The 23,190-nt window shown below is 62.9% G+C and carries 25 protein-coding genes and 1 tRNA gene; 14 read left to right on the forward strand and 12 right to left on the reverse strand.

Features of this window, described 5'->3' with window-relative positions; all coding sequences use genetic code 11:
- Positions 1-180: 180 nt before the first annotated feature.
- A tRNA-Leu gene (locus LB515_RS02750) sits at positions 181-266 on the forward strand.
- Between the two features lie 86 nt (positions 267-352).
- Here the strand turns inward: LB515_RS02750 and LB515_RS02755 are convergent.
- Positions 353-931 (reverse strand): NUDIX domain-containing protein, encoded by a 579-nt coding sequence (locus tag LB515_RS02755; RefSeq protein ID WP_224706676.1) that lies wholly within the window; start codon positions 929-931, stop codon positions 353-355.
- A 173-nt stretch (positions 932-1,104) separates the two neighbouring features.
- Here LB515_RS02755 and LB515_RS02760 point away from each other — a divergent pair, with 173 nt between their 5' ends.
- The 3 genes from LB515_RS02760 to LB515_RS02770 all read left to right on the forward strand — a co-directional run bounded on the left by LB515_RS02760 (position 1,105) and on the right by LB515_RS02770 (position 2,917).
- Positions 1,105-2,208: an NADH:flavin oxidoreductase/NADH oxidase gene (locus LB515_RS02760; protein ID WP_224706677.1), complete on the forward strand. Its 1,104-nt coding sequence runs from the start codon at positions 1,105-1,107 to the stop codon at positions 2,206-2,208.
- A 165-nt stretch (positions 2,209-2,373) separates the two neighbouring features.
- The gene (locus LB515_RS02765) at positions 2,374-2,652 is read left to right on the forward strand and encodes a DUF982 domain-containing protein (RefSeq protein ID WP_095765138.1); all 279 of its coding nucleotides are present in this window, start codon (positions 2,374-2,376) and stop codon (positions 2,650-2,652) included.
- A 25-nt stretch (positions 2,653-2,677) separates the two neighbouring features.
- A complete protein-coding gene (locus LB515_RS02770; protein WP_095765137.1) occupies positions 2,678-2,917 on the forward strand; it encodes a DUF2188 domain-containing protein in 240 nt (79 codons plus the stop codon).
- Positions 2,918-2,987: 70 nt separating this feature from the next.
- Here the strand turns inward: LB515_RS02770 and LB515_RS02775 are convergent, their stop codons facing one another.
- Together LB515_RS02775 and LB515_RS02780 are read right to left on the reverse strand one after the other, a co-directional pair.
- Positions 2,988-3,260 carry a hypothetical protein gene (locus LB515_RS02775; protein ID WP_224525477.1) on the reverse strand — a complete coding sequence of 91 codons (273 nt, stop codon included), beginning with the start codon at positions 3,258-3,260 and terminating at the stop codon, positions 2,988-2,990.
- Between the two features lie 177 nt (positions 3,261-3,437).
- On the reverse strand, positions 3,438-4,457 hold the full coding sequence (locus LB515_RS02780) for an alpha/beta fold hydrolase (RefSeq protein WP_224706678.1): 1,020 nt from the start codon (positions 4,455-4,457) through the stop codon (positions 3,438-3,440).
- Between the two features lie 78 nt (positions 4,458-4,535).
- Between LB515_RS02780 and LB515_RS02785 the strand changes: the two genes are divergently transcribed.
- The 4 genes from LB515_RS02785 (at position 4,536) to LB515_RS02800 (ending at position 7,640) form a co-directional block, all read left to right on the forward strand.
- Positions 4,536-5,276 (forward strand): competence/damage-inducible protein A, encoded by a 741-nt coding sequence (locus tag LB515_RS02785; protein ID WP_224628106.1) that lies wholly within the window; start codon positions 4,536-4,538, stop codon positions 5,274-5,276.
- 80 nt (positions 5,277-5,356) lie between these two features.
- Positions 5,357-6,190 carry a universal stress protein gene (locus LB515_RS02790; protein WP_224525470.1) on the forward strand — a complete coding sequence of 278 codons (834 nt, stop codon included), beginning with the start codon at positions 5,357-5,359 and terminating at the stop codon, positions 6,188-6,190.
- Between the two features lie 262 nt (positions 6,191-6,452).
- Positions 6,453-6,953 (forward strand): xanthine phosphoribosyltransferase, encoded by a 501-nt coding sequence (gene gpt, locus LB515_RS02795; protein WP_095765134.1) that lies wholly within the window; start codon positions 6,453-6,455, stop codon positions 6,951-6,953.
- Positions 6,954-7,151: 198 nt separating this feature from the next.
- A complete protein-coding gene (locus LB515_RS02800) occupies positions 7,152-7,640 on the forward strand; it encodes an NUDIX hydrolase (RefSeq protein WP_224706679.1) in 489 nt (162 codons plus the stop codon).
- A 5-nt stretch (positions 7,641-7,645) separates the two neighbouring features.
- Here the strand turns inward: LB515_RS02800 and LB515_RS02805 are convergent, their stop codons facing one another.
- The 5 genes from LB515_RS02805 to LB515_RS02825 form a co-directional block, all read right to left on the reverse strand.
- Complete coding sequence (locus LB515_RS02805) at positions 7,646-8,803, reverse strand: hypothetical protein (protein WP_224706680.1); 1,158 nt, start codon at positions 8,801-8,803, stop codon at positions 7,646-7,648.
- Positions 8,804-9,114: 311 nt separating this feature from the next.
- On the reverse strand, positions 9,115-10,920 hold the full coding sequence (locus tag LB515_RS02810; protein ID WP_224706681.1) for an ABC transporter ATP-binding protein: 1,806 nt from the start codon (positions 10,918-10,920) through the stop codon (positions 9,115-9,117).
- Positions 10,921-11,293: 373 nt separating this feature from the next.
- Positions 11,294-11,701, reverse strand: coding sequence for a GNAT family N-acetyltransferase (locus LB515_RS02815; protein ID WP_224601522.1), 408 nt, complete (start codon positions 11,699-11,701; stop codon positions 11,294-11,296).
- 20 nt (positions 11,702-11,721) lie between these two features.
- Positions 11,722-13,401: an NAD+ synthase gene (locus LB515_RS02820; protein ID WP_224706682.1), complete on the reverse strand. Its 1,680-nt coding sequence runs from the start codon at positions 13,399-13,401 to the stop codon at positions 11,722-11,724.
- Positions 13,402-13,684: 283 nt separating this feature from the next.
- Positions 13,685-14,398 carry a DNA-3-methyladenine glycosylase I gene (locus LB515_RS02825; RefSeq protein WP_224706768.1) on the reverse strand — a complete coding sequence of 238 codons (714 nt, stop codon included), beginning with the start codon at positions 14,396-14,398 and terminating at the stop codon, positions 13,685-13,687.
- 91 nt (positions 14,399-14,489) lie between these two features.
- On the opposite strand from LB515_RS02825, the gene LB515_RS02830 reads away from it, so the two are divergent.
- Together LB515_RS02830 and LB515_RS02835 are read left to right on the forward strand one after the other, a co-directional pair.
- Complete coding sequence (locus tag LB515_RS02830) at positions 14,490-15,053, forward strand: DUF1003 domain-containing protein (protein WP_224543773.1); 564 nt, start codon at positions 14,490-14,492, stop codon at positions 15,051-15,053.
- On the forward strand, positions 15,050-15,649 hold the full coding sequence (locus LB515_RS02835; RefSeq protein ID WP_140840291.1) for a DedA family protein: 600 nt from the start codon (positions 15,050-15,052) through the stop codon (positions 15,647-15,649). The genes LB515_RS02830 and LB515_RS02835 overlap by 4 nt, the downstream gene beginning before the upstream one ends.
- Positions 15,650-15,663: 14 nt before the next feature.
- Here LB515_RS02835 and LB515_RS02840 read toward each other — a convergent pair whose 3' ends face one another.
- Positions 15,664-16,023 (reverse strand): diacylglycerol kinase, encoded by a 360-nt coding sequence (locus LB515_RS02840; protein ID WP_224628114.1) that lies wholly within the window; start codon positions 16,021-16,023, stop codon positions 15,664-15,666.
- Between the two features lie 78 nt (positions 16,024-16,101).
- The gene (locus tag LB515_RS02845) at positions 16,102-16,518 is read right to left on the reverse strand and encodes a GFA family protein (protein WP_224628116.1); all 417 of its coding nucleotides are present in this window, start codon (positions 16,516-16,518) and stop codon (positions 16,102-16,104) included.
- 315 nt (positions 16,519-16,833) lie between these two features.
- Here LB515_RS02845 and LB515_RS02850 point away from each other — a divergent pair, with 315 nt between their 5' ends.
- The 3 genes from LB515_RS02850 (at position 16,834) to LB515_RS02860 (ending at position 19,072) form a co-directional block, all read left to right on the forward strand.
- Positions 16,834-17,904, forward strand: a complete 1,071-nt coding sequence (locus LB515_RS02850) for a GGDEF domain-containing protein (protein WP_224628118.1) — start codon at positions 16,834-16,836, stop codon at positions 17,902-17,904.
- Positions 17,905-17,967: 63 nt separating this feature from the next.
- Entirely contained in the window at positions 17,968-18,345 is a 378-nt protein-coding gene (locus tag LB515_RS02855; protein WP_027166494.1) for an antitoxin Xre/MbcA/ParS toxin-binding domain-containing protein, read from the forward strand.
- Complete coding sequence (locus LB515_RS02860) at positions 18,305-19,072, forward strand: RES family NAD+ phosphorylase (protein WP_224525458.1); 768 nt, start codon at positions 18,305-18,307, stop codon at positions 19,070-19,072. The genes LB515_RS02855 and LB515_RS02860 overlap by 41 nt, the downstream gene beginning before the upstream one ends.
- A gap of 150 nt (positions 19,073-19,222) precedes the next feature.
- Here the strand turns inward: LB515_RS02860 and LB515_RS02865 are convergent, their stop codons facing one another.
- Positions 19,223-19,927 (reverse strand): hypothetical protein, encoded by a 705-nt coding sequence (locus tag LB515_RS02865; RefSeq protein WP_140840299.1) that lies wholly within the window; start codon positions 19,925-19,927, stop codon positions 19,223-19,225.
- 192 nt (positions 19,928-20,119) lie between these two features.
- Between LB515_RS02865 and LB515_RS02870 the strand changes: the two genes are divergently transcribed.
- Positions 20,120-21,700: a glycosyltransferase family 39 protein gene (locus tag LB515_RS02870; RefSeq protein WP_224706683.1), complete on the forward strand. Its 1,581-nt coding sequence runs from the start codon at positions 20,120-20,122 to the stop codon at positions 21,698-21,700.
- Between the two features lie 85 nt (positions 21,701-21,785).
- Here the strand turns inward: LB515_RS02870 and LB515_RS02875 are convergent, their stop codons facing one another.
- Complete coding sequence (locus LB515_RS02875; RefSeq protein WP_095765121.1) at positions 21,786-23,159, reverse strand: class II 3-deoxy-7-phosphoheptulonate synthase; 1,374 nt, start codon at positions 23,157-23,159, stop codon at positions 21,786-21,788.
- Positions 23,160-23,190 lie beyond the last annotated feature (31 nt).

Raw genomic sequence — 23,190 nt, forward strand, 5'->3', positions numbered from 1 at the left:
ATCAAAGCCGGCCGTAGACTCGCACATAAAGGCTAATGGGATCAGTTCGGAGAAGTTGGCATTTTAAATATCGCTAATATTAAATCTGCACTTGAGAACGGGCCGGACGGCGGCATAAAGCGCAGCCGATCCGAAACATGGCTTGACGGCTGATATCTGGCATCTGAAAAGGGCACGCCTGCGGACGTGGCGGAATTGGTAGACGCAAGGGACTTAAAATCCCTCGATCTCTGATCGTACGGGTTCGATTCCCGTCGTCCGCACCACCCTTCGCTCTTCGAAGAGTCCTCCGAAGCCTTGGCGAAGGAGGAGCTTCGGGTGGCAGGCCACTCTTCGTCGGTGAGGACGGCACTCAACCCCTCATCGGATTGAGCTTCAGATGCTGGATCAGGATGATCGTCTTGGCGTCGACGATGCGGCCGTCGGCGATGCCGGCCAGCGCCTCGTCCAAGGGCATTTCCAGAACCTCGATGTCCTCGCCCTCCTCCGGCGCGCCGCCGCCGTCGGAAATGCGGTCGGCCGGCGAATAGCGCGCGGTGAAGAACCAGAGCCGCTCCGTCACGCTGCCCGGGCTCATGAACGGCGAAAACAGCCGCTGGACATCGTTCAGGTGATAACCCAGTTCCTCTTCCGCTTCCTTGCGGATGGCGGTTTCGGGATCGTTCTCGTCGAGCAAGCCGGCGCAAGCCTCGATCAGCGGCTCGTGGTGGCCTACGGCGTAAGCCGGGAAGCGGAATTGACGCACCAGGAGGACGGTCGAGCGCTGCGGATCGAAGGGCAGGATCACCGCGCCGTCGCCGCGGTCGTAGGTCTGGCGGGTCTGCGTCTCCCATCGCCCGTCGCGGCGGCGATAGTCGAGCACTGTCTTCTTCAGCACCGCCCAGTCGTCCGAAAGGACCTCCTGCGAACGGATGCGAATGCGATCTTCCATGACGACCTCCGTATTGGTCGCAAAGGCGTAGCGGTGAAAGGTGTCGCAGGCAATCCAGGAAACCGACTGGCCTCGAAACCGATTGGTCCAGCGGGGGAGTCTCACCGGCTCGTGTCTGGCGCGTCGCGTCGCGACTGCCTAGATAGCGGTATCTCTCCAGGAGCCCGTTTCACATGACGTCATCGCTTTTCCAGCCGATCACCCTCGGCGGCCTCACCTTCCCCAACCGCATCGCGGTTGCCCCCATGTGCCAGTATTCGGCCGAGGACGGCTCGGCCAGCGATTGGCATCTCCATCACTGGATGAACTTGGCAATGTCGGGCGCCGGCATGGTGACCGTCGAGATGACCGATGTCGAGCGGCGCGGGCGCATCTCGCATGGCTGCCTCGGCCTCTATTCGGACGACAACGAGGCGGCCGCGAAGCGTACGCTCGACGCCGCCAGGCGCGTCGCCGCGCCCGCCACGAAATTCGGTGTCCAGCTTGCCCATGCCGGCCGCAAGGCCTCCAACCGCAAACCCTGGGAAGGCGGCGGTCCGCTGCAGCCGGGCGAAGATCCCTGGCAGACGGTTTCTGCGTCGGCCCTCGCCTACGACACGGGCTGGAACGTGCCGCATGCGTTGGAGGAGGACGAGATCCTGGAGCTCATTGCACGTTTTGCGCAGTCGGCCGTGCGCGCCGAACGGGCCGGCTTCGACTTTGCCGAACTGCACGCCGCGCATGGCTATCTGATCTTCCAGTTCCTCTCGCCGCTCTCCAACCAGCGTACCGACCGTTGGGGCGGGTCGCTGGAAAACCGCATGCGCTTCGCTCTCGAAATCGCCAGGGCGGTGAGAAAGGCCGTCCCGTCCATGATGCTGGGGGCGCGCCTTTCGGTTAAGGAATGGGTCGAAGGCGGTTTCGACATCGAGGACGCAATCGAGGTGGCCAAAGCGCTGAAGGCCGAGGGCATCGCCTATATCTGCTGCTCCAGCGGCGGCAATTCGCCCCTGCAGCAGGTGCCGCCCGGTCCCGGCTACCAGGTGCATCTGGCGGAGGCCGTGCGCAACGGCGCCGGCATTCCGACGCGCGCCGTGGGGCTGATCGACGATCCCAGCCAAGCCGAGGCGATCGTCGCCGACGGTCGTGCCGACATGGTGGCGTTGGCGCGCGCATTCCTCGCCGACCCGCGCTGGGGCTGGCGCGCTGCCGCCGCCTTCGGTGAGGAAATCCATCCCGCGCCGCAGCTGGCACGTTCGGTGACGACGATGCGGCATTGGATGAAGGCCGCCGGCTAGAGCAATTCCAGGGAAAGTGTGACACGGTCAGCCTCGGCGGCTTCGCCGTGGCTTTCCGTCCGAATTGCGTCAAAACAAAACCGGAAATCGGCCGGGTCCTGAGACGTTTGGGCGCAGGATCCTCGCCACAACTGTAACCAATTTGGCCGCTTTACGTTGGCGGCCATGATGGACAACAAACCCTTTGAAAAGCCGGTGGTGGTCGAGCTCGGCCATGTCGGCAAATACCGCCAGATAAGCAGCACCCGCGAGGCCGCCGAGTGCCTGATGACCGTTTGGCCGCTCAATCGCGGCGATCGCCATCGTTATGCTCTCGACACTTGCCTCAAAGCGCTGGAAGGTTATCGTTCGACAGCGGACGCGCGTCGCGCCCTTGTCGAGGCAGCCAGGGAATCGGAAGTTCTGGTTCCCGAAGACAGGCTGCCCGACGGAAAGCTGCACTGAGCACGCTTCTTAACCGGAGGATTCCATGGCGAAGCTGACTTACAAGATCGTCGAGCATGATGGCGGCTGGGCCTACAAGGTCGGCTCGACATTTTCCGAGACTTTCCGCACGCACCAGGAGGCGCTGCGCGCCGCCGAGATCGCCTCGTCCGAACAGCAGGTTGCCGGCACCACCGACGGCATCCAATATGAGGACGCCGAAGGCACGTGGCACGACGAACTCGCCGACGGCCGCGACCGCCCGCAAACCGAAGTCTCCGACTAAGCGAGTTGGAACCGCCCCGCGACCGGCGAAGCCGGAAGGCCTCGCACCGGCCGCTGGTGGCTATGCGGCACTACTTACCGCAGTAGTTATCGTTGACGTTCTGTTGCGAGTTGGCATCCGGACCGGGTGTGTTGTGGGCGCACGGCCCCATGCCACCGGTATTCCCGTAGGTGGTCAGCCCGGAGCCGCCATTGATGCTGCCAGTGGTATAGGGATCTACCTGCTGCCTCGTGTCGGGACGATGATCGCGGTGCCACCACCACCAGTCATCGGATGACTGCGCCATGGCTGCGCCACCCATGGCCAGCACCAGCGCCGAAGCTGCAATGAGTCTTGTAATCATTGGATTCTCCATTCTCTTGATCGCCAAAAAAACGGGCGCCAAGGCCCTGGCGACACCAACGAAACCCTGGGTTGGGTGCGAAGGTTCCCCTGGAAATTCCGGGTAGGACAGAATGTCCGACACATTTGCGTGACGCCGCGTGAAGAGCCGCGAGCCCCCCGCCAAGGTCAATTGCGGTCAATGCGCGAAAGCGCGCGCGGCGATACGCTGGACGAAGGCCACGACCCGTTCGGGGTCCGTAAATTGCGGCATGTGGCCCAGGCCTTCGATCCGCTCAAAGTCGAGGGCGTCGATCTTGTCCAGCATCGGTTGGCCATGGACCGCCTCGCCGATTACCTGGTCGCCGGTGCCGAACAGAATGCCTGCCGGCATCGCAATTTCGCGGTAAGACCGTTCGATTTCGCCAAGATCCCGTTCCACGGCCACGACATCGGTGGACGTGGCGAAATAGTGGGACGGACGCAGCCCCAGCCATCCGCCGCCGCCGATCATGTAGTCTGCCGGAACCGCTTGCGGCGCGAAAATGAACTGCAGCGTCGGCTGCGCGTAACGGAGGCTGAGCGGTATCGCCACCGTATAGGCCAGGACACGGCGCAGCAGCCGTGACGGAACATAGAGCAGGTCAAATCCCTGACGCCCCCTCGCTTCCTGATGCGTCAGCGGCGAGAGCAGCGCGATGCCGGAAATCGCTGTCGGATGGCCGGTCGCCAGCGCAAGCGCGATGGCCCCGCCGAGCGAATGGCCGACGACCAAAGGCCGCTCCAGGCGCAATTCCTCGATGAAGCGCCGCACGATGTCAGCCTGCTCGGGCAGCCGGCCGGTGGCCCCGGTTGCCCGAACTGAATAGCCCGACCCCGGCCGGTCGAGGGCGATCAGCCGGTAGCCAGGACCGAAGCGGCCGAACAGCGTCTGGCGGAAGTGGTGGAGTTGAGCGCCCAGCCCGTGCACAAAGACGATCGGCCTGCCGTCGCCCTCTTCCACATAGTGGATGCGGTTGCCGTCGATCTCGACGAATTTGCCGCAAGCCGGCACCAGTCTTTCGGCCTTTGCCGCAATCCGCCAGGTCGCAACTGTCACGGCCAGCACGGCAAGCGCCGCCGCGATGAGTAAGCCGACGAGCAACCACAGGACAAACGACATCAGCATGTTTTCACCCCAGCCGACCGACCGCACCATATCCGCAACGGCCGCCGCCACAAGCACTGATCCGGCTTTCGCATTGCGGCCGGCCGCGGGCCGCGTTATCTCAGGCGACCTTTGCTGCCGGAGCCCGCCATGCCTGAAATCGTCACCGCCGCCATGCTCGTCATCGGCGACGAAATCCTCTCCGGCCGCACCAAGGACAAGAACATCGGCCATCTCGCCGATATCATGACGGCGATCGGCATCGACCTGAAAGAAGTGCGCATCGTCCCCGATGAGGAGGACGAGATCGTTGCGGCGGTGAATGCCCTGCGTGCCCGCTATACCTACGTCTTTACCACCGGCGGCATCGGCCCCACGCATGACGACATCACCGCCGACTCCATCGCCAAGGCCTTTGGCGTGCCTTGCGAATACGACGCCAAGGCCTATGCGCTGCTCGAAGCAAGCTACGCCGGGCGCGGCATCGAGTTCACCGAAGCGCGCAAGCGCATGGCGCGCATGCCGCGTGGCGCCGACCATATCGACAATCCCGTCTCGGTCGCGCCGGGCTTCCGCATCGGCAACGTCCATGTCATGGCCGGCGTGCCGTCGATCTTCCAGGCCATGCTCGACAATGTGGTGCCGACGCTCAAGGCAGGCACCAAAATGTTGTCGGCCACGGTGCACTGCCCCTTCGGCGAGGGCCTGATCGGCGGGCCGCTGGCCGAGATCCAGAAGGCGCATCCAGGCACCATCATCGGCTCCTATCCCAAATATGGCGACGGCAAGTTCTGGACCGAGCTCGTCGTCCGCGCCCGCAGCGAGGAAGCGCTCGAGGCCGCGCGCAAGGACGTCGAGGCGATGGTGGCGGGCTTGGCCGAGGCAGGCTGATCCGCGGCTGGAACCAGTCAATGCGCTGAGGCGTTCCCTTGCCGCGCGGATGCGCGGGGTAAACAATTGAGGGACCAGCCATGCGCTTCAAGACGATCGTGGCCATTTTGCAGAACGAACAGGACGCCGAGCGCGTGCTCGATTGCGCCCTTCCGCTTGCCGAAAGATTCGAGAGCCATCTCGTCGGCATCCATGCCGAGGCGCTTCCCGTGCCCTACACATCGGCCACGGGCTTTCCCGACACCGAATTCCTGCAGGTCTCGGCCGAGATGAACAAGGAGCGCGCCGACAAATTGCAGGCCTATTTCCTCAAGCGGATCGAGGAATCCGGCCTCTCCTTCGAATGGCGAAGCCTGGAGAGCTTTTCCGGCGACAGCGCGCTGACCGGCATATCGAGCGTGCGCGCCGCCGATCTGATCATCGCCGCGCAGCGTGACACCGGCGGCGATCCGAGCGCCGATGTCGACACGCTGGTCTACGATGCCGGCCGGCCGGTGCTGGTCGTGCCGCATGACGGCCCGCTGGTGACAACCTTCAGGCGTGTGTTGCTGGCCTGGAACGGCAGCAAGGAAGCGGCCCGCGCGGCCTTCGACGCCCTGCCCTTCATTGCCGAGGCCGACAAGACCGACATTCTCGTCATCGATCCGCCCGAGAGCCTGGACGAATCCCCCGAGGCGGCCGGCGCCGAGATCGCGGCCGCCCTGTCGCGCCACGGCGCCAATGTCAGCGTCTCGGTGCAGAAGTCGGATGGCTCGGCAATCGACGATATCATCCAGTCGAGGATGGCCGAATCCGGCACCGACCTGCTCGTGCTCGGCGCCTACAGCCACTCCTGGCTGCGCCAGCTCCTGTTCGGCGGCGTTACCCGCACGGTACTGCGCAGCACGAATGTAGCCGCTTTCCTGTCGCGGTGACGCCGGAGCAATTCCGGGAAAAGCGCGACACGGTTTTCCGTCCGCGATGATATCTCAGTCACGCTCTCCAAACGGAGGTCCACCGGTCTCACGCGGAAGATCGTCGGAAATTCAGGTCGAGGGTCGTCTCCCCGCCGTGGTCAAACATCATCCGGGGGCGTCCATCCGCTGTCCCTTGCCAAGAGCAAGGCTTTCCAGCTAATTCCGCCCGCATTCCATTGTTTCTGCGCGCTGATGGCGCGCGCTTGCGGAGTGCGCGAACATGTCCCTTCCCGAAAAAGCCTTTCCCGTCTCCTGGGACCAGTTCCACCGCGACGCCCGCGCGCTTTCCTGGCGGCTGTCCGGCGCCAACAAGGGACAATGGAAGGCGATCGTCTGCATCACGCGTGGCGGCCTGGTCCCCGCCGCCATCATCGCGCGCGAGCTCGGCATCCGCGTCATCGAGACTGTGTGCGTCGCCTCCTATCATGACTACACCAGCCAGGGTCAGCTGCAGGTCCTGAAGGAGATTTCGCCTCCGCTGCTCGCCGATGACGGAGCCGGCGTGCTGATCATCGACGACCTGACCGACACCGGCAAGACGGCCGGCATAGTGCGCGCGATGATGCCGAAGGCGCATTTCGCGACGGTCTATGCCAAGCCGAAGGGCCGTCCGCTGGTCGACACGTTCGTCACTGAGGTCAGTCAGGACACCTGGATCTACTTCCCGTGGGACATGGGCTTCACTTACCAGAAGCCGATCGCGGACGATCACGCCGGCTGAACGGCCATCTTATTTTCCAGAGAATCTGCCTCAAACTTGGGTCGTGTAGTCGTGCCAAGGAGCACGACTACTTTGCAGGATTGATTTTTTCTGGTGAGATTTTCCGACGTGGTGAAGTTTTTTACTTTTAAAGCTCATAATTCGCCGTAAGATTCGTAAGGTGGCAAACGATTCTGGAGGCTGGGGCAGCTTCTTACCATGTTGACGAGACCGAGGACGCACAACCAGATGGCCGAAAGAGTCCGGCGGCTCTTCGGCGTTGCGCCTTGTCGCCTGCAGGTTGCCGCCTTGCCTTGGCGCGAGAGTGAGAACGGCGTCGAGATCATGCTGATCACCAGCCGCGACACCGGTCGCTGGGTGCTGCCCAAGGGTTGGCCCGAAGCCAGGGAACCGCTTTGCGAAGCCGCCGCCCGCGAAGCAGGCGAGGAAGCCGGACTGCGCGGCTCCATATCGCATGTTGAAGCCGGCCGCTATTTCTACGCCAAAGTCCTCGCCTCCGGCGAGGAAATGCCTTGCGAGGTACTGGTCTTTCCGCTGCATGTCGACCGCGTCGCGGATCGCTGGAAAGAGAAGCGCGCGCGGACGCGCAAATGGGTTGGCCCGAACGAAGCCATCCGGATGGTCAACGAACCCGACCTTTGCCAGATCATTGCCGGCTTCTGCGCCGCGCCGCGCAAGTTCGCCTGACCCGCTCAGGCACGGCCAAAATCGTCGGAACTGAGCCGGGTCCACCGATCGCCCATCAACCCGCCGATGAAAATGTCGCCGGAGCGGACCGCTTCGATGACCTCGGCGATGCGCGAGCGGACCATCGTGCCCCCGGCATAGCGGAAGAAGACGTCCTTGTGGCCGAAGAGTTGCGGCATGAACCGGTTCTGCGTCTGCCCGGCGATGCCGACGCAGCCCGTCTCCCGCGCAGCCGCGATGAGGCCGTCCAGTGTCGCTCCCCAGTGGGATCCGGACGCCTGGATTTGCAATAGGTTCGCGATGCCGCCGGCCTGGCCGTAGAAGGCGTAGCAGCCCAGCATCCTGCCCGTTTCGTCGTAAGTCCCGCCGAAATGAAGTGGCCCGTCGGCCCGCTTCTCGGCCGCCAGCGCGAGCAGCCGCGGCAACTCCTCGCCCTTCCAACTCGGCCGAAGGGAGTAATCGGTCATGAGGGCAGGCAGTTGCTCCGCAAATTGGGCAGCATCGATCGGCTCCCGGTGGACCCGTTGGGATAACGAATGCTGGGCCGATGGCTCGAACCTTCTTCCTGCAAGAGCGTCGAACGCTCTCGCGCAAGGATCGAGCGCCAGGCGAGGCAGCCCGGGCCATTTACGGCGCAGCACGGCAGCGGCCATGGCGCCCGGCCGGAAAATGCAGGTCCACTCCAGGCAATGCACCGGCAGCAGCTGATACTTCATCGGGCGCGCGAACGCCAAGGATGTCCGGTTGGCGGAATCGGTCAGGTACAGATCGAATTCGCCTTGATGCAGAGCACGCAGCAATTGCGGGCCGGCCCAACCGTGATCGGTGCGGGAGTCGGTCATGAAGGGACCGATGATGGCCGCGCTCAGTGCTCTTCCATTGAGCTCATAGCGGGCTTTCAGAACGCCCATGAAGCCACCCAAGCGGCCCTGCGGGTTGATCTGGACAAGAGCCTTGCTCTCATCCCCGTCCAGGTAAAGCCCCCTCATATAGTCCGCCGTCTGCGCGATCGCTCGATCGCGCTGGCGGCGACGATGGCGAAACTTCATCAGGAACAGCGCGGCGACCTGCTCGAGATCCTCGGCGGTTAAAGGCCGAACCGAGCCATGCTGGGATTCCAGTGGCGCAACCACCTGTCCCGGACTCGCGGAAACAAGATTCATCGTGATTGCCTATACGAAAGCGCTAAAGGCGGTCGTGCTTCTCAAAGGAAATCTCCGCCTGGTCGGCTTCCTGCAAAAAAATCCTATAGGCCTTCTTCTGCCATGTCTCATTTTCTTTTCTGTAAATACATTAAAATCATTGTTTGAATGTACGTTAATACCTAAAAACTAAAATAGAATTTCCTAAACATTTCAATATATATAAAGTAATTTGAAAAACATATTGAACCCCTTTAACCGCATGACGGGAGAGCGGTTGCAACCGTGTTGCGGCTGATGGCGCCCGGCGGAGGCCGGGCGCCATCCTTTCGTCAGGCAACGAGGCCCTTGGTCAGCTCGAGCGCCTGACGCTCGAACAGCCGCCGGTAGATGCCGCCGTTCAGCCGGATCAGCTCGTCGTGCGAACCTTCCTCGGCAATATGCCCGCGATCGAAGACCAGCAGCCGGTCGAGCGCGCGCACCGTCGAGAGCCGGTGCGCGATCACCAGGGTCGTGCGCCCGACCATCAATCGCTCCATCGCCTTCTGAATCAGCACTTCCGATTCCGAATCAAGGCTCGATGTCGCCTCGTCCAGGATCAGGATGCGCGCGTCGGCCAGGAAGGCGCGGGCGATCGCCACACGTTGACGCTCGCCGCCCGACAACTTCACGCCACGCTCGCCGACCAGGGTTCCATAGCCCTTGGGCAGGCTGGTGATGAAATCATGCGCGCTCGCGAGTTTGGCCGCATGCTCGATCTCGGCCTGGCTGGCGCCGGGCCTGGCATAGGCGATGTTTTCGGCGAGCGACCGGTGGAACAGGATCGGCTCCTGCTGAACGATGGCGATCTGGCTGCGCAACGAAGCCTGCTCGACCTGCGAGATGTCCTGCCCGTCGATCAGTATCCGCCCGGCACTCACATCATAAAGCCGCTGGATCAGCTTGACGAAGGTCGTCTTGCCCGAGCCCGAATGCCCGACCAGTCCGATGCGCTCGCCGGCCGCGATATCGACCGAGAAATCGCGGTAGAGCGGCAGAAGGTGGGTGCCGTAGTGGAACGTCACCTTGTCGAAGGCGATGTGCCCGTCGCCGATCCGGATCGGGCGAGCGCCGGGCCGATCCTCGATGCCGAGCGGCTCGGACTGGAAGTCAACCAGTTCCTCCATGTCGTTGATCGAGCGCTGCAGGTTGCGGATATGCGTGCCGATGTCGCGCAGATATCCCTGCAGCACGAAAAACGAGGTCAGCACGAAAGCAACGTCGCCGGCGCTCGCCTGGCCCCAGGTCCACAACATGAGGGCAAGACCGATCACCGCCGTCCGCATCGCCAGCAGCAGCACCCCTTGTGTGGTGCCGTTGGCGGTGCCGCGCATCCAGGTGCGGCCGGTGCGTAGGCGCCATTTGGCGACGACGCGCGCCAGCCGCGCTTCCTCGCGAGCCTCCGCGCCGAAGCCCTTGACGACGGCATTGCAGCTCACCGCGTCTGCCAGCGAGCCGCCCAGCCGCGTATCCCAGCTGTTGGCGAGCCTTGCGGCAGGCGCGACATAGCCGAGCGACAGCATCGCCGTGACAGCGATGAACAGCACCGAACCGGCGGCCACCACGGCCCCCATCAACGGCCAGAACCAGCCGAGCAGCAGCGTGGAGCCGACGAGCATGACGACCGACGGCAGCAGCGCGATCAGGATCGTGTCGTTGAGCAGGTCCAGCGCCCACATGCCGCGCGTTATCTTACGCACCGTCGATCCGGCAAAGCTGTTGGCGTGCCAGTCCGTCGAAAAGCGCTGCACCCGATGGAAGGCATCGGCCGCAATGTCCGACATCATCTTCAGCGTCAACTGGACGATGCACAGGAACGCGACATTGCGCAGCACGACACCGGCCAGCGCCAGCGCCATCAGGGTCGAGAACGCCGTCATCGCCGCATTCCAGGCGACTGCGTCGGTTCCGGCGCCGCTGGCGACGGCATCGACCAGGCGGCCGGAATAGAAGGGTGTCAGCACGTCGGCGAGCGTCGAGAGCAGGAAGGCGCCCATGATGAGCGAAAGCCGCCATGGCTGGTGGCGCCAATGGCTGAACGTAAAGCCAAGCACGCTGCGAAAGGCGCTTGCGCGCAGGTCGATCTTGAAACGAGCCATGATGTCATCCGGGCGCAAACAAGCCCGGTCCCGGTAAAAATCGAATTGGAAAACCCGCGTCCGCGCGTTGCGGCGACCCTGAAAGCGGGAGGTTCAGTATGGTAGGCCGCCTGCCCTGAGGCGGCGACCGGCAGCGGCAGATGCCTGGTCCGCGTCTGGCTCTCCGAGAAACCCTCGGAGCGCCAGCGCCGACCTAGGCCTCGCGGCCTCGCATAACGATGTCAAATCCTGCCATACGGTCCTCCCGGAAGGGAATCGCGGAAAGGTTGTTATAGGCAGGCATCAGCCGATCGCCAAGTCGGCCCGTCGCCAAAACGACATCTGGTCCAAGCACTGCGACGAATTTGCAACAACGGCGGGTTGTGGCCAGGCCTCAGGCAGCGGGTGAGCGATCCAGTCGCATGTAGCGCCCTTCCGCCCGGAACCCGAACTTCTGGTAGAGGCTGTGAGCGTCGCTGGTCGTGAGGCTCCAATGAGAAACCGTCTTCATATCGGGATGATCTAAGAGTGCCTGCACAAGCCGTTTGCCGATGCCATGCCCACGACGCTCCGGCCAGACGATGACGTCGGCAAGATAGGCAAAGACCGTGTAGTCGGTGATCGCGCGGGCGAATCCGACCTGCTTGCCATCGAGATAGGCGCCGATGCAGAGCGAGTTGTCGAAGGCGCGGCGGTTGGCCTCGTCGGTTCGCGACGCACCCCAATAGCTTTGCATGAGCAGATCGGAGGTTGCCCGGAAATCGATCCGCGACAGGTCGAAACTGATTTCAACATCCTGCATGCGCGGCGCAATCTCGCGGACTAGCCGCGATCCCGGAACCGGTTGGTGATCGGGTAGCGGCGGTCGCGGCCGAAATTCTTCTTGGTAATCTTCACGCCAGGCGCCGCCTGCCGGCGCTTGTATTCGGCGATGTAGAGCAGATGCTCGACACGCGTCACCGTCGCCCGGTCGTGGCCACGCGCGACGATGTCGTCGACGCTCATCTCGTTCTCCACCAGGCATTCCAGGATGTCGTCCAGCACCGGATAGGGCGGCAGCGAATCCTGGTCGGTCTGGTTCTCGCGCAGCTCCGCCGACGGCGCCTTGTCGATGATGTTGTTCGGGATTACCTCGCCCGACGGTCCGAGCGCACCTGGCGGCACATGGTTGTTGCGCCAGCGCGACAGCGCGTAGACCTGCATCTTGTAGAGATCCTTGATCGGGTTGAAGCCGCCATTCATGTCGCCGTAGAGCGTGGCGTAGCCGACCGACATCTCGCTCTTGTTGCCCGTGGTGACCACCATCGAGCCGAACTTGTTGGAGATTGCCATCAGGATCGTGCCGCGGGCGCGGCTCTGCAGGTTCTCCTCGGTGATACCTTCCTGGGTACCCTCGAAGAGCTGGGTCAGCGCGTGCCTGAAGCCTTCGACCGGCTCGGAGATCGGCACGATGTCATAGCGGCAGCCAAGCGCGCGTGCGCAGTCCTCGGCGTCCTTCAGCGAATCCTTCGACGTATAGCGGTAGGGCATCATGACGGTGCGCAACCGCTCTTCGCCCAGCGCATCGACGGCCAAAGCCGCGCAGATCGCCGAGTCGATGCCGCCGGAGAGGCCGAGCACGACGTTCTTGAAACCGTTCTTGTTGACGTAGTCGCGCAGGCCCAGCATGCAGGCGCGATAGTCGGCCTCTTCTCGATCGGGGATCTTCGACATCGGGCCTTCCGAGCAGACCCAGCTGTCTCCCTTCCTTTTCCAGGTGGTGACGTCGACCGCCTCCTCGAACTGACTCATCTGGAAGCCAAGTGTCTTGTCGGCGCCGATGGCGAATGAGGCACCGTCGAAGATCAGCTCGTCCTGGCCGCCGAGCTGGTTGGCGTAGATCATCGGCAAGCCGGTTTCGATGACCTGCCGGATGACGACCTGGTGGCGAACGTCGATCTTGGCGCGGTAATAGGGCGAGCCGTTCGGCACCAAAAGGATCTCCGCGCCGCTTTCGGCAAGCGTCTCGCACACGGCGATGTCGCCCCAGATGTCCTCGCAGATCGGAATGCCGATGCGCACGCCGCGGAAGTTGACCGGACCCTGCAGTTCCGGCCCGGCCTGGAAGACGCGCTTCTCGTCGAATTCGCCATAATTCGGGAGGTCGAGCTTGTAGCGCTCGGCGATGATCTTGCCGCCGTCGGCGAAGACGATCGAGTTATGCGTGCCGGTCCGGCGCTTCAGCGGCGTGCCGACGATGACGCCCGGCCCGCCATCGGCCGTGTCCTCGGCGAGATCCTGCGCCGCCTTCTCGCAAGCCTTCAGGAAGGAAGGCTTCAGCACCAGGTCTTCCGGCGGATAGCCGGCGAGGAAGAGCTCGGTGTAGAGCACCAGATCGGCGCCCTGGCGCGCCGCGTCCGCCCTCGCCTCGCGCGCTTTTGCCAGATTGCCGGCGACGTCGCCGACGGTCGGGTTGAGCTGGGCGACGGCAATGCGCAGGATATCGGGAGCGGTCTTGGTCATGGTACGGATTTAGCGTGGCTGAAATCGCCCCGCAATGGCGTTTGGTTGTGCCACTTAGGACTAATCGGCGGAGCCGATTATGTCCCTGATCGATCGAAGATCGTATCCTGACTAATCGGCGGAGCCGATTATGTCCCTGATCGATTGAGGACCGTATCCTGACTACTAGGCGGCGCCGATTATGTCTTTGATCGATTGAGGACCGTATCCTGACTAATAGGCGGCGCCGGCAGAGCCGACTATCTCCCTGATCGATCGACGGACGTCGATCGATCCCAACCACCTAGTCGCCCATATATTCGCGCAGCGCCTCTGCCGAGCGGTTCTCGCCGATCGACATCGCTAGGATGCGCGAGATGTGGCGGCGCGGCAGGCCGGTCTCGGCCGACCATTGGTTGATCTGCGCCTGGATCTTGTCGAGGTCCCGCTTCGAGGTCGGGTTTTCGGCGATGTCGAGGCCGGCATCGCGCAATGCCGCCGCCATGTCGGTAGAGACCACAAACGTGTCCCATTCGAGCCAGCGCAGGAAATACTGGCCGGTGTTGCCGCCGAGCCGGCTGCCATGCTTGGCGAGATACGCGGTCAGGCCGACCTGATCGTCCGCGGGCCAGGAGGCGATGAATTTGCCGAAGCTGCCATGTTCCTTCGAGACGCGATCGACGAAGGCGGCATTGTCGCGCACCGACTTGATCTTCTGCGGATTGCGCACGATGCGGCTGTCGGATGCAAGCTCGTGCCAGAAGTCGTCCGGCTGGAACAGAAGCCGCTTCGGCTCGAAGCCGAGGAACGCTTCCTCGAAACCTGGCCATTTCTGCTCGATCACCCGCCACACGAAGCCGGCTGCGAAAATGCGCTCGGCCATGGTGGAGAGGATGCGGTCGTCGGGGATCTTTGCCACCGCCATATTATCGGGCGCGGGGCCAAGCAACGGCGCCAGCACGGCCTCTCCGCCCTTGCGCTTTGCCGCCCGTGCATGGATTTTCTGGAAATCGAGCATCATTGTCCCCGCTTGTTCGCCGCAATCTATCACTTCACGTCCGGCCCGGCAGCCTCTACCTCTATCGACGCCCGGCCGAAGGAGAGGACAAATGAACAAGATCGTCGAAGATATGGCGAACCGTCTGCTCAAGCGAAAGCCGGACGGTTTCGGTCCGATCGAGAGCCGCGTGCTCCAGTCGACGCTCGAGCGCACCACCATCACCCGCGACACCAACAAGGCCGTGGCCTTCCACGAGACCTATGGCGACCGTATTGCCGACACCATCGCCAGGATCGGCGGCTCCTGGTCCTTCATCCTGAGCTTCCTGGCCTTTCTTGTTGTCTGGACTGCCGGCAACGCCTGGCTGCTCACCCGCGACGCCTTCGACCCCTACCCTTTCATCTTCCTCAACCTTGTTCTGTCGATGCTGGCGGCTATCCAGGCGCCGGTGATCATGATGTCGCAGAACCGCCAGACCGAGCGCGACCGCATCGACGCCGCCCATGACTACGAGGTCAATCTGAAGGCCGAGATCGAGATCATGGCCCTGCATGAAAAACTCGACGAGCTTCGCCATAGCGAGATCATCGGCATGCGTGACGAAATCCTGCGCATGGCCGAGCAGATCAGGCGCATTGACGAAAAACTGTCCGCGCGGCCCGCAACGGAATGAGCGAGACCATCCACCGCCTCATCGAGCAATACGGGTTGATCGCGGTTTTCCTGGGTTGCGTGGCCGAAGGCGAAAGCGCGGCGATCCTGGGCGGCTTCTTCGCCCATCAGCATGTTTTCGTGCTGTGGCAGACTTTCTTTGCCGCCTTCCTCGGCGCCTTCGCCGGCGACACGTTCTTCTTCACCCTGGGGCGCAGCTTCGCTGAACATCGCTATGTGAGACTGTTGCGCAGGCGTCCGGGCTTCAGCCGAGCCTATCGCCTGCTCAACACCCATCCCAACATTTTCGTGCTGACCAACCGCTATATCTACGGCATGCGCCTGGTCGGCGGCGTCGCCGCCGGCCTGTCGACCGTGTCCATGCCGCGTTTCGTCATCCTGAATGCCATCTCGTCCGCGGTCTGGTCGGCCCTGTTCAGCGGCATCGGCTATGTCTTCGGCCTGGGCGCGGAGGAAATCGTGGGCCAGGCGTTTGCTCGCCATCAGCGCCTGCTCATCGCCCTCGGCGTCGGCATCGTTATCGCCGTGGTCGCCTGGTTGGTAGGCCATCACTTCGCGAAGCGCGAACGCGCCAGGGAAGACCAGGCAGGATCTTGATCAATCCGCGAGGATCAGATCGGCGCGCCGACAAGGCGTTCGATGATGGCGATGCCCCAGACGCCGCCGGCGATCACGATCGAAATCAGCACGGCCAGCGAACCGCAGTCCTTGGCAAGTTGGATGTCGATGTGGAATTCGCGCGAGATTGCGTCGCAGGCCGCCTCGATGCCGGTGTTGAGCACTTCGACCATGATCAGGAGCAGCACAGCACCGATCAGCAGGGCATAGCCGCGCCAGGAAACCGAGATGAACCAGCCGGCCGGCAAGGCGAGCGCCAGCAACAGCAATTCCTGCTGGAACGCCTTTTCGTGGGCGGCCAACTTGCGGAAGGCCCGCACTGAATTGATGAAAGCATCGATCAGCCGCTGCATTCCTCTGCCCCTTTGCGAGTCACCGGCAGGGGATATCGCAATGGTGGGATCAAGGGAATAAGGCAGCCGCTGCAAAATTCATCCGCCCGCGACCTTTATCGACGGCGCCGATTTCTCGAACTGCGGCAACCCGTCCTCGATCGAATAATAATCGCCCTTGTCGCCGACGAAGATGTGGCATTCGCCCCGAAGCCCGCTCGGTTCCTCGAATGAACCAGCCATAACCGAAACATATGCATCGCCTTTCGGCTTCCAGAACAGCACCGAGCCGCATGTCTTGCAAAAGCCACGCTTGGCGAAGTCGGATGCCTCATACCAGGTGAGATTTTCCATGCCTTCGATAACGATGTCGGCGTCCGCTACATTGGTTGCGGCGTAGAAATGGCCGCTCTGCTTGCGGCATTGTGAACAATGGCAATAAATCACGCCGCGTAGCGGGCCCTTCGTTCTGAAACGCACCGCCCCGCACAGGCACGATCCGCTATGATTGTCCATTCCGGCCTCCTTCGACGTCGTCTGCACCGTTCATTGCCGGATAGAATTCCAGTTTTGAGATGACCGGGCACCGGCAAATGCGACACCGAAGCGACGCGTTTCAGAAGCTACCCCTGCACCGCTTTGCACCCTGTGGTAGCAAGGACAATGAGGAAATGCAGGCTATTAAGGAAACTTTAGCAGGACTGCATTTATCGTTCCCACAAGCGATGGTCGTGTTGGGGACGCGCCGTCGCAATTCTGATTCAAATCCCCGCGTGAGCGAACGCCGGCGGTGGCAGGTCTCCGGTCGCACTGAAGGGGCAGTGAACAGACATGAAGCCGGCAGCCATTCCGACCGACAGGAATACCGACATCGCCAGCACCGTCGTGACGACGATGCGACAGCTCGGCGTGCTTGGCCTGCCGCGTAACTATGAAATCTTCTACGAGGCGCTCAGCAGCAGCAATCGCGAACTCAGCCTTGCCGTCGTCTCGTTGAGCAACCGCCCGACCCAGGAAGACCTCGACCGCATCGGACGGAGCTTCTTCCCGCAGCACCACGGCCCCGCCATTGTCGAGCACGCCCGTGAGGTGATGGCCAAGGAGCTCGAGGACATCGCCGCGCTGTTGCGCAGCGAGCGCTCGCATATCGAGAAGTATGGCCGCATCCTCGACGAGACCTCGAGCGGCCTGAGCAATCGCAGCCTGCTTTCGCAAGAACTCCTGCAGAAGATCGCAGGCGCGATGTCGGCCGCCACCAGCTCGACGATCGACCATGGCCGTCAGATCGCCAGCACGCTCAGCGAAAAGACAGCCGAGCTTGAAAGCGTCAAGTCGAAGCTCGAGGAATACAAGCGGCTCGCCGACACCGACCCGCTTACGCAGCTGTGGAACCGCCGCGCCTTCGACAAGGAGATCACCCGGATCTACAACAGCAACCGCGGCATATTGTTCAACGCCTTGATCCTTGCCGATATCGATCATTTCAAGGACATAAACGATCGCTATGGCCACCCGGTCGGCGACAGGATCCTGCAGATCATCGCCGAGATCTTCCAGTCCAGCGTGCGTGCCGACATATTTGTCGCGCGAACCGGCGGCGAGGAGTTCGCGCTTATCGTCGAAGGCGCCAGCGAGGAAGCCACATACGAGATCGCCGAGCGCATCCGCGCGCTAATCGAGCAGACACCGTTCACCGGCAGCCAGACCGGCATGAACTACGGCACCGTTACCGTATCGATGGGCATCTGCATGGCCTCGGAGGCGGAAAACCCCGAGGATCTCTACACCAAGGCCGACCAGGCGCTTTACCGCTCCAAGGTCGGCGGCCGCAACCGTGTGACAAAGCACTCGGCCACGGTCAGCCGGGCTGGCAAAAGCTGGCTGCTTTACAAGAAAGACTGACACACCCCTTTCCAGGCGAATTTTTGTGGATTATATTTTCCACAGAAATGAAAGGGTGCGCTTATGCAACGTCCAGTCGCGGCCGCGACGGCGGCCGAAAATGCCGTCATTACCAAGGCCACGCTGCGCGCGGCCGACCTGCTCGATATCACCGCCAGGACGCTTGCCTTGGTCATCGGCGTGTCGGAAGCAACGGTCTCGCGCATGCGCCGGCAGGAATTCCTGCTTGAACGCGGCACCAAGCCGTTCGAATTGGCGGTGCTGTTCGTGCGCCTGTTCCGCTCGCTCGACGCCATCGTCGGCGGCGACGAGACCGTCGCCCGGGCGTGGCTGAAGAATCCCAACACCACGCTCGACGGCACGCCGCTCGAAAAAATCCTGACGATTGCCGGACTTGTCGATGTCATTGCCTACCTGGACTCCCGGCGCGCTCTCGTCTGAGGCCGTCCGGCTCGAAGGCAAGTACTGGCGAATGGTCGAGGCGCAGCACCGCGTCTCGACCCTTAAGCTCATCGACACGCTCGACGAGCAGGCGCTGCTGGAAGATCTCATCGAGGACACCAAGCCGCATATCCCGCTGGAGTGCCGCCACCTCCATTACCTGTTGTCGACGCCTTTTCGCTATGGCTCCGTTTATCCATACGGCTCGCGTTTTCGCCGCGCCGGTAAGACCAAAGGCGTCTATTATGCCGCCGAGACGGTGCTGACGGCGGTGGCGGAAATGGCTTTCTACCGCTTGCTGTTCTTTGCGGAGTCGCCGGCGACGCCATGGCCGAACGACGCCGCGGAATACACTGCCTTCGCCGCTGCGATAAAATGCGGCCGCGCGATCGACCTGACACGGCCGCCCCTGGATCGCGACGAACAGGCCTGGACGCAGCCCACCGACTACACCGCCTGCCAGGCGATCGCCGATGTCGCGCGCGAAGCCGAGCTGCAGGCGATCCGCTATCGCTCGGTGCGCGATCCCAGGGGCGCCAACATCGCGCTGTTGACCTGCAAGGGCTTTGCCAAGGCCAGGCCGCTGGAGCCGCAGACCTGGCGCATCCGGATCGGCTCTTTCGGCCTGCAGGCGATCTGCGAATTCCCGGAGAAGAGGCTGGAATTCTCACGCGCTGCTTTTGCGGACCCAAGGCTTGCCGGAATGCGCTGGGAGCGCGGCTACTGAACTCCGAAAACTGTATCGAGATTCAGGTCAGGAAGAGCCGAGAATGGTGGCCTCCGAGAACCCGAGCGGAGCGTACTTCAAGTACGTGAGCACCGGAAGCGCAGGAGGCCGCCATTCGCAGGCCGACCTCACCTGAATATCGATACAGGTTTAGGCCAGGATGTTCACCGCACGCGCCGCCACCAGCGCGATGGTCAGGAGCGAGATCATTGCTTCGGCCATCATCAGGAGCTTCGCGCGCTGCGTGAGCGGCAAGGTGTCGGTCGGCGAGAACGCCGTGGCATTGGTGAAAGCCAGGAAGACATAGTCGACGAAGCCCGGCAGCCAGCCCTGTATCTCGCGATCGGGTAGCGTCATTTGCGGAAACAGGAAGTCTGCCTGCGCGCGCTTGACCAGCCCGCAGGTCGGCGGGCCTCCCCGGTCGGTGCTCCAGAACCACAGCGCAAAGACAATCACATTGGTGACCCAGATGTTGAGCGCGTCGACGAGCAGCGTCGTGCCGGCCCCGGCATGCCCTTCCAGCAACGCCCGCACCAGGAAGACCAGCGACCCGCAATTCATGATGCTGATGACGCCGGTCATCACCAATGCTGCGCGGCGGATATAGAGGCGCAATCGGCCGATCGCGTACCAATGCTCATGGTCGACGGCGTTGCGCGTCGCCATTTGCGTCCAGGCCGTCGCGATCGACAGGGGCGCCAGCAGCGCCGCCTCCACTGTAGGGGCCAGCCAGCGCGGACCGAAGGACAGGTTGTTGATGACCAGAAGCTGCAGGCAGATGACGACGAGAACCGCGGCGCGCGCCGACCAGAAATCGAGCCCACGATGATGGATGACGGCATGCTGATGGCGCATGGAGGAACCTGTATTGCTAAAACCGCGGCGCTACGGACGGGCTCCGGCAATGATCGGCCGGCCGGTCCTGCCCGAAGCGCCGGCGACGGGTTCCATCGCAATCTTGGTTTTACAATGTTGCGGAAGAATACTTTTTCGTAAGCTTTTGCTATCGGACTGTTCAGCAATCCATCGGTATGATTTTAGGCCCGTATGTCGAGAACCAGTGAATCCGTGCATGTCTGGCCCGCCGCGGCTGCGGCGGAAGACGATCTGTCTTCCATCTGGAACGGTCTGGTCCGGCATCCATGGCGGTTACTGGCGCTTTTGTGCCTGATCCAGATCGCCTGCTGGACCGTCATGCCCGCGCTCGTCAACGTTGGGCCGCCGCGCGACGTCGTCGAGGGTTTCATGTGGGGACGCGAATGGGTGCTGCTGACCTACAAGCACCCGCAACTCCCCTGCTGGCTGCTCGAGATCAGCCACCTGCTCACCGGCTCGTTCCGCTGGCCGCAATATATGCTGTCGCAGTTGATGATCTCGACGACTTTCGTCCTGGTCTACCTTCTCGCGCGCGACATCATGGGCCCGACCCGGGCGATCGCCGCCGTGCTCTTGATGCCGTCGATCTATTTCTTCGGCTGGCCGACCCCGCAATTCAACCATGATTACGCGCAAATGCCGTTCTGGGCCGCAATCTCATGGTTGCTGTGGCGCTCGGCGCGCGACGGCCGTCCAGGCTGGTGGCTCGCCCTCGGCCTCGTCTCGGGCATCGGGCTCTACGCAAAGTTCTCGACGGCTCTGCTACTGGTGTTCGGTGGTATCTGGATTTTGTACGACGCCCGCGCTCGAAGCCGGCTTGCCACCCCATGGCCATGGCTCGGTCTTGCGGTTTTTCTGGGCCTCGCGGCGCCGCTGGCAATTGCGCTTTTCCGCCTCGATTTCCTGCCGCTGACCTATGCGGAGCATCGCAACGCCTGGGTGCTCGCTAACCGCGCACGGCTCTACTATATCGGCGTTCAGCTTGCAGGGCTTGCCGCTCTTCCCGCCGTTCTTGCTATTTCCGGCCTGCTGCGACGGCGGCCCGACCCGGCACGAGACCCCTTACCGGTCCGCCCTGCCCCCGAGCGGCGCGCGATTGTCTACCTGGCATGGATGGGCCTGGGGCCGGCGCTCCTGATCATGGCCGCCTCGCTGTTTACCGGCACCGGCGAGTCCTGGGGCGCGACGATGTACAATTTGGTCGGCACCCTCGCGGTTGCACTCTTGGGACAGCGCCTGGGCGCGGCCGAGTTGCGCCGGCTGACGCTGCTGGCACTGCTATGCGTGGTCGGCGTATCGAGCGCCTATGCGATTACACGCTGGACCGGTTGCAACGTCCTCGGTCGCCTGCAGCCGATGTGCTGGCCGGCACGATCGATCTCGCAGACGGCCGAAGCGATCTGGCATGAGACGGTACCAGGACCACTGGGCATCGTCGGCGGCGAGGACGGCGTGGCTCAGCTTGCCGGGTTGGAAGCGGCGGACCAGCCATCGATTTTCACGACGCTCGACAGGCGCCTTGCCCCCTGGATCACGGACCAGCGCCTGCGCGATCAGGGCCTGCTGCTGGTGTGGCCGACCGGTTGGAGGCTCTCCCCGCAACAGCAGGCGTGGATCGCCGGCCTGCCGGTCAAGACCGTGCCGTTCGACTGGTCGCTCAAGGCAACGCCGCTGGAGATCAGCTTTGCCGTCATTCCGCCCGGCAGGACCAGTTTCCCGGGCGATCCGCCCGGACCGCCCGATCCGGAATGACCCGCGACTTGAAGTTTATCAGCCCGACGTCAAAAGGCGACGGCATCGCCGCCAGCGCCTCCGACGATAGGCGTCAAGCCTCTGTTCACGCGTTAGCGGCCTGCTTGTGCTGGACCGGATGGCTCTTCTTGAGCAGGTCCGAGACCAGGAAGGCGAGCTCGATCGCCTGATCGGCGTTGAGGCGCGGGTCGCAATGGGTGTGATAGCGGTCCTGCAGGTCTTCCGCCGTGATGGCGCGGGCGCCGCCGGTGCATTCGGTGACGTTCTTGCCGGTCATCTCTATATGGATGCCGCCCGGATGCGTGCCTTCCGCGCGATGAACTTCGAAGAAGGTCTGCACTTCCTTGAGGATGCGGTCGAACGGCCGCGTCTTGTAGCCGGCCGCCTCGATCGTGTTGCCATGCATCGGATCCGACGACCAGACAACGTTGCGGCCTTCCTTCTTAACTGCCCGCACCAGCTTCGGCAGATGCTCGGCGACCTTGTCGGAGCCGAAGCGCGCGATCAGCGTCAGACGGCCCGGCTCGTTTTCGGGATTGAGCAGGTCGATCAATTCCATCAGGCCGTCCGGTGTCAGCGACGGCCCGCATTTCAGGCCGAGCGGATTCTTGATGCCGCGGCAATATTCGATATGCGCGTGATCTGGCTGGCGGGTGCGATCGCCGATCCAGATCATGTGGCCCGAGGTCGCGTACCAGTCGCCGGAGGTCGAATCGACTCGCGTCAGCGCTTCCTCATAGCCGAGCAGCAGCGCCTCGTGGCTGGTGTAGAAATCCGTTTCGCGCAGCGCGAAATTGGTTTCGGACGTGATGCCCACCGCGCGCATGAAATCCATCGTCTCGGTGATGCGGTTGGCGAGCGATTCGTATTTTTCTCCCTGCGGGCTGTCGGCGACGAAGCCCAGCATCCAGCGATGCACGTTTTCCAGGCTGGCATAGCCGCCCTGCGCGAAGGCGCGCAGAAGATTGAGCGTCGCGGCGGACTGGCGATACGCCATCTCCTGGCGCGCCGGATCCGGAATGCGCGAGGAGGCGTCGAATTCAATGCCGTTGATGATGTCGCCGCGGTAGCTCGGCAGCGTCACGCCGGCCTTCGTCTCGTTGTCGGACGAGCGTGGCTTGGCGAACTGGCCGGCGACGCGGCCGACCTTCACCACCGGCTGCGCGCCGGCGAAGGTAAGCACCACCGACATCTGCAGGAAGACGCGGAAGAAGTCGCGGATGTTGTCGGCGCCATGTTCGGCAAAGCTCTCGGCGCAGTCACCGCCCTGGAGCAGGAAGGCTTCGCCGGCTGCCACGGCCGCCAGCTGCTTCTTCAGCTTGCGCGCCTCGCCGGCAAAGACCAGCGGCGGATAGGTCGCAAGCCGCGCTTCCGTGGCCTGCAAAGCCCCAAGGTCCGGATAGGCCGGCACCTGCTTGATCGGCTTTGCTCTCCACGAATTCGGCGACCATTTCGTCATCGCTGCACCCAACGCCCTTCCAGAGCAACTC

It is taken from the genome of Mesorhizobium sp. CA15, assembly GCF_020165215.1.
Taxonomy (GTDB): Bacteria; Pseudomonadota; Alphaproteobacteria; order Rhizobiales; family Rhizobiaceae; genus Mesorhizobium.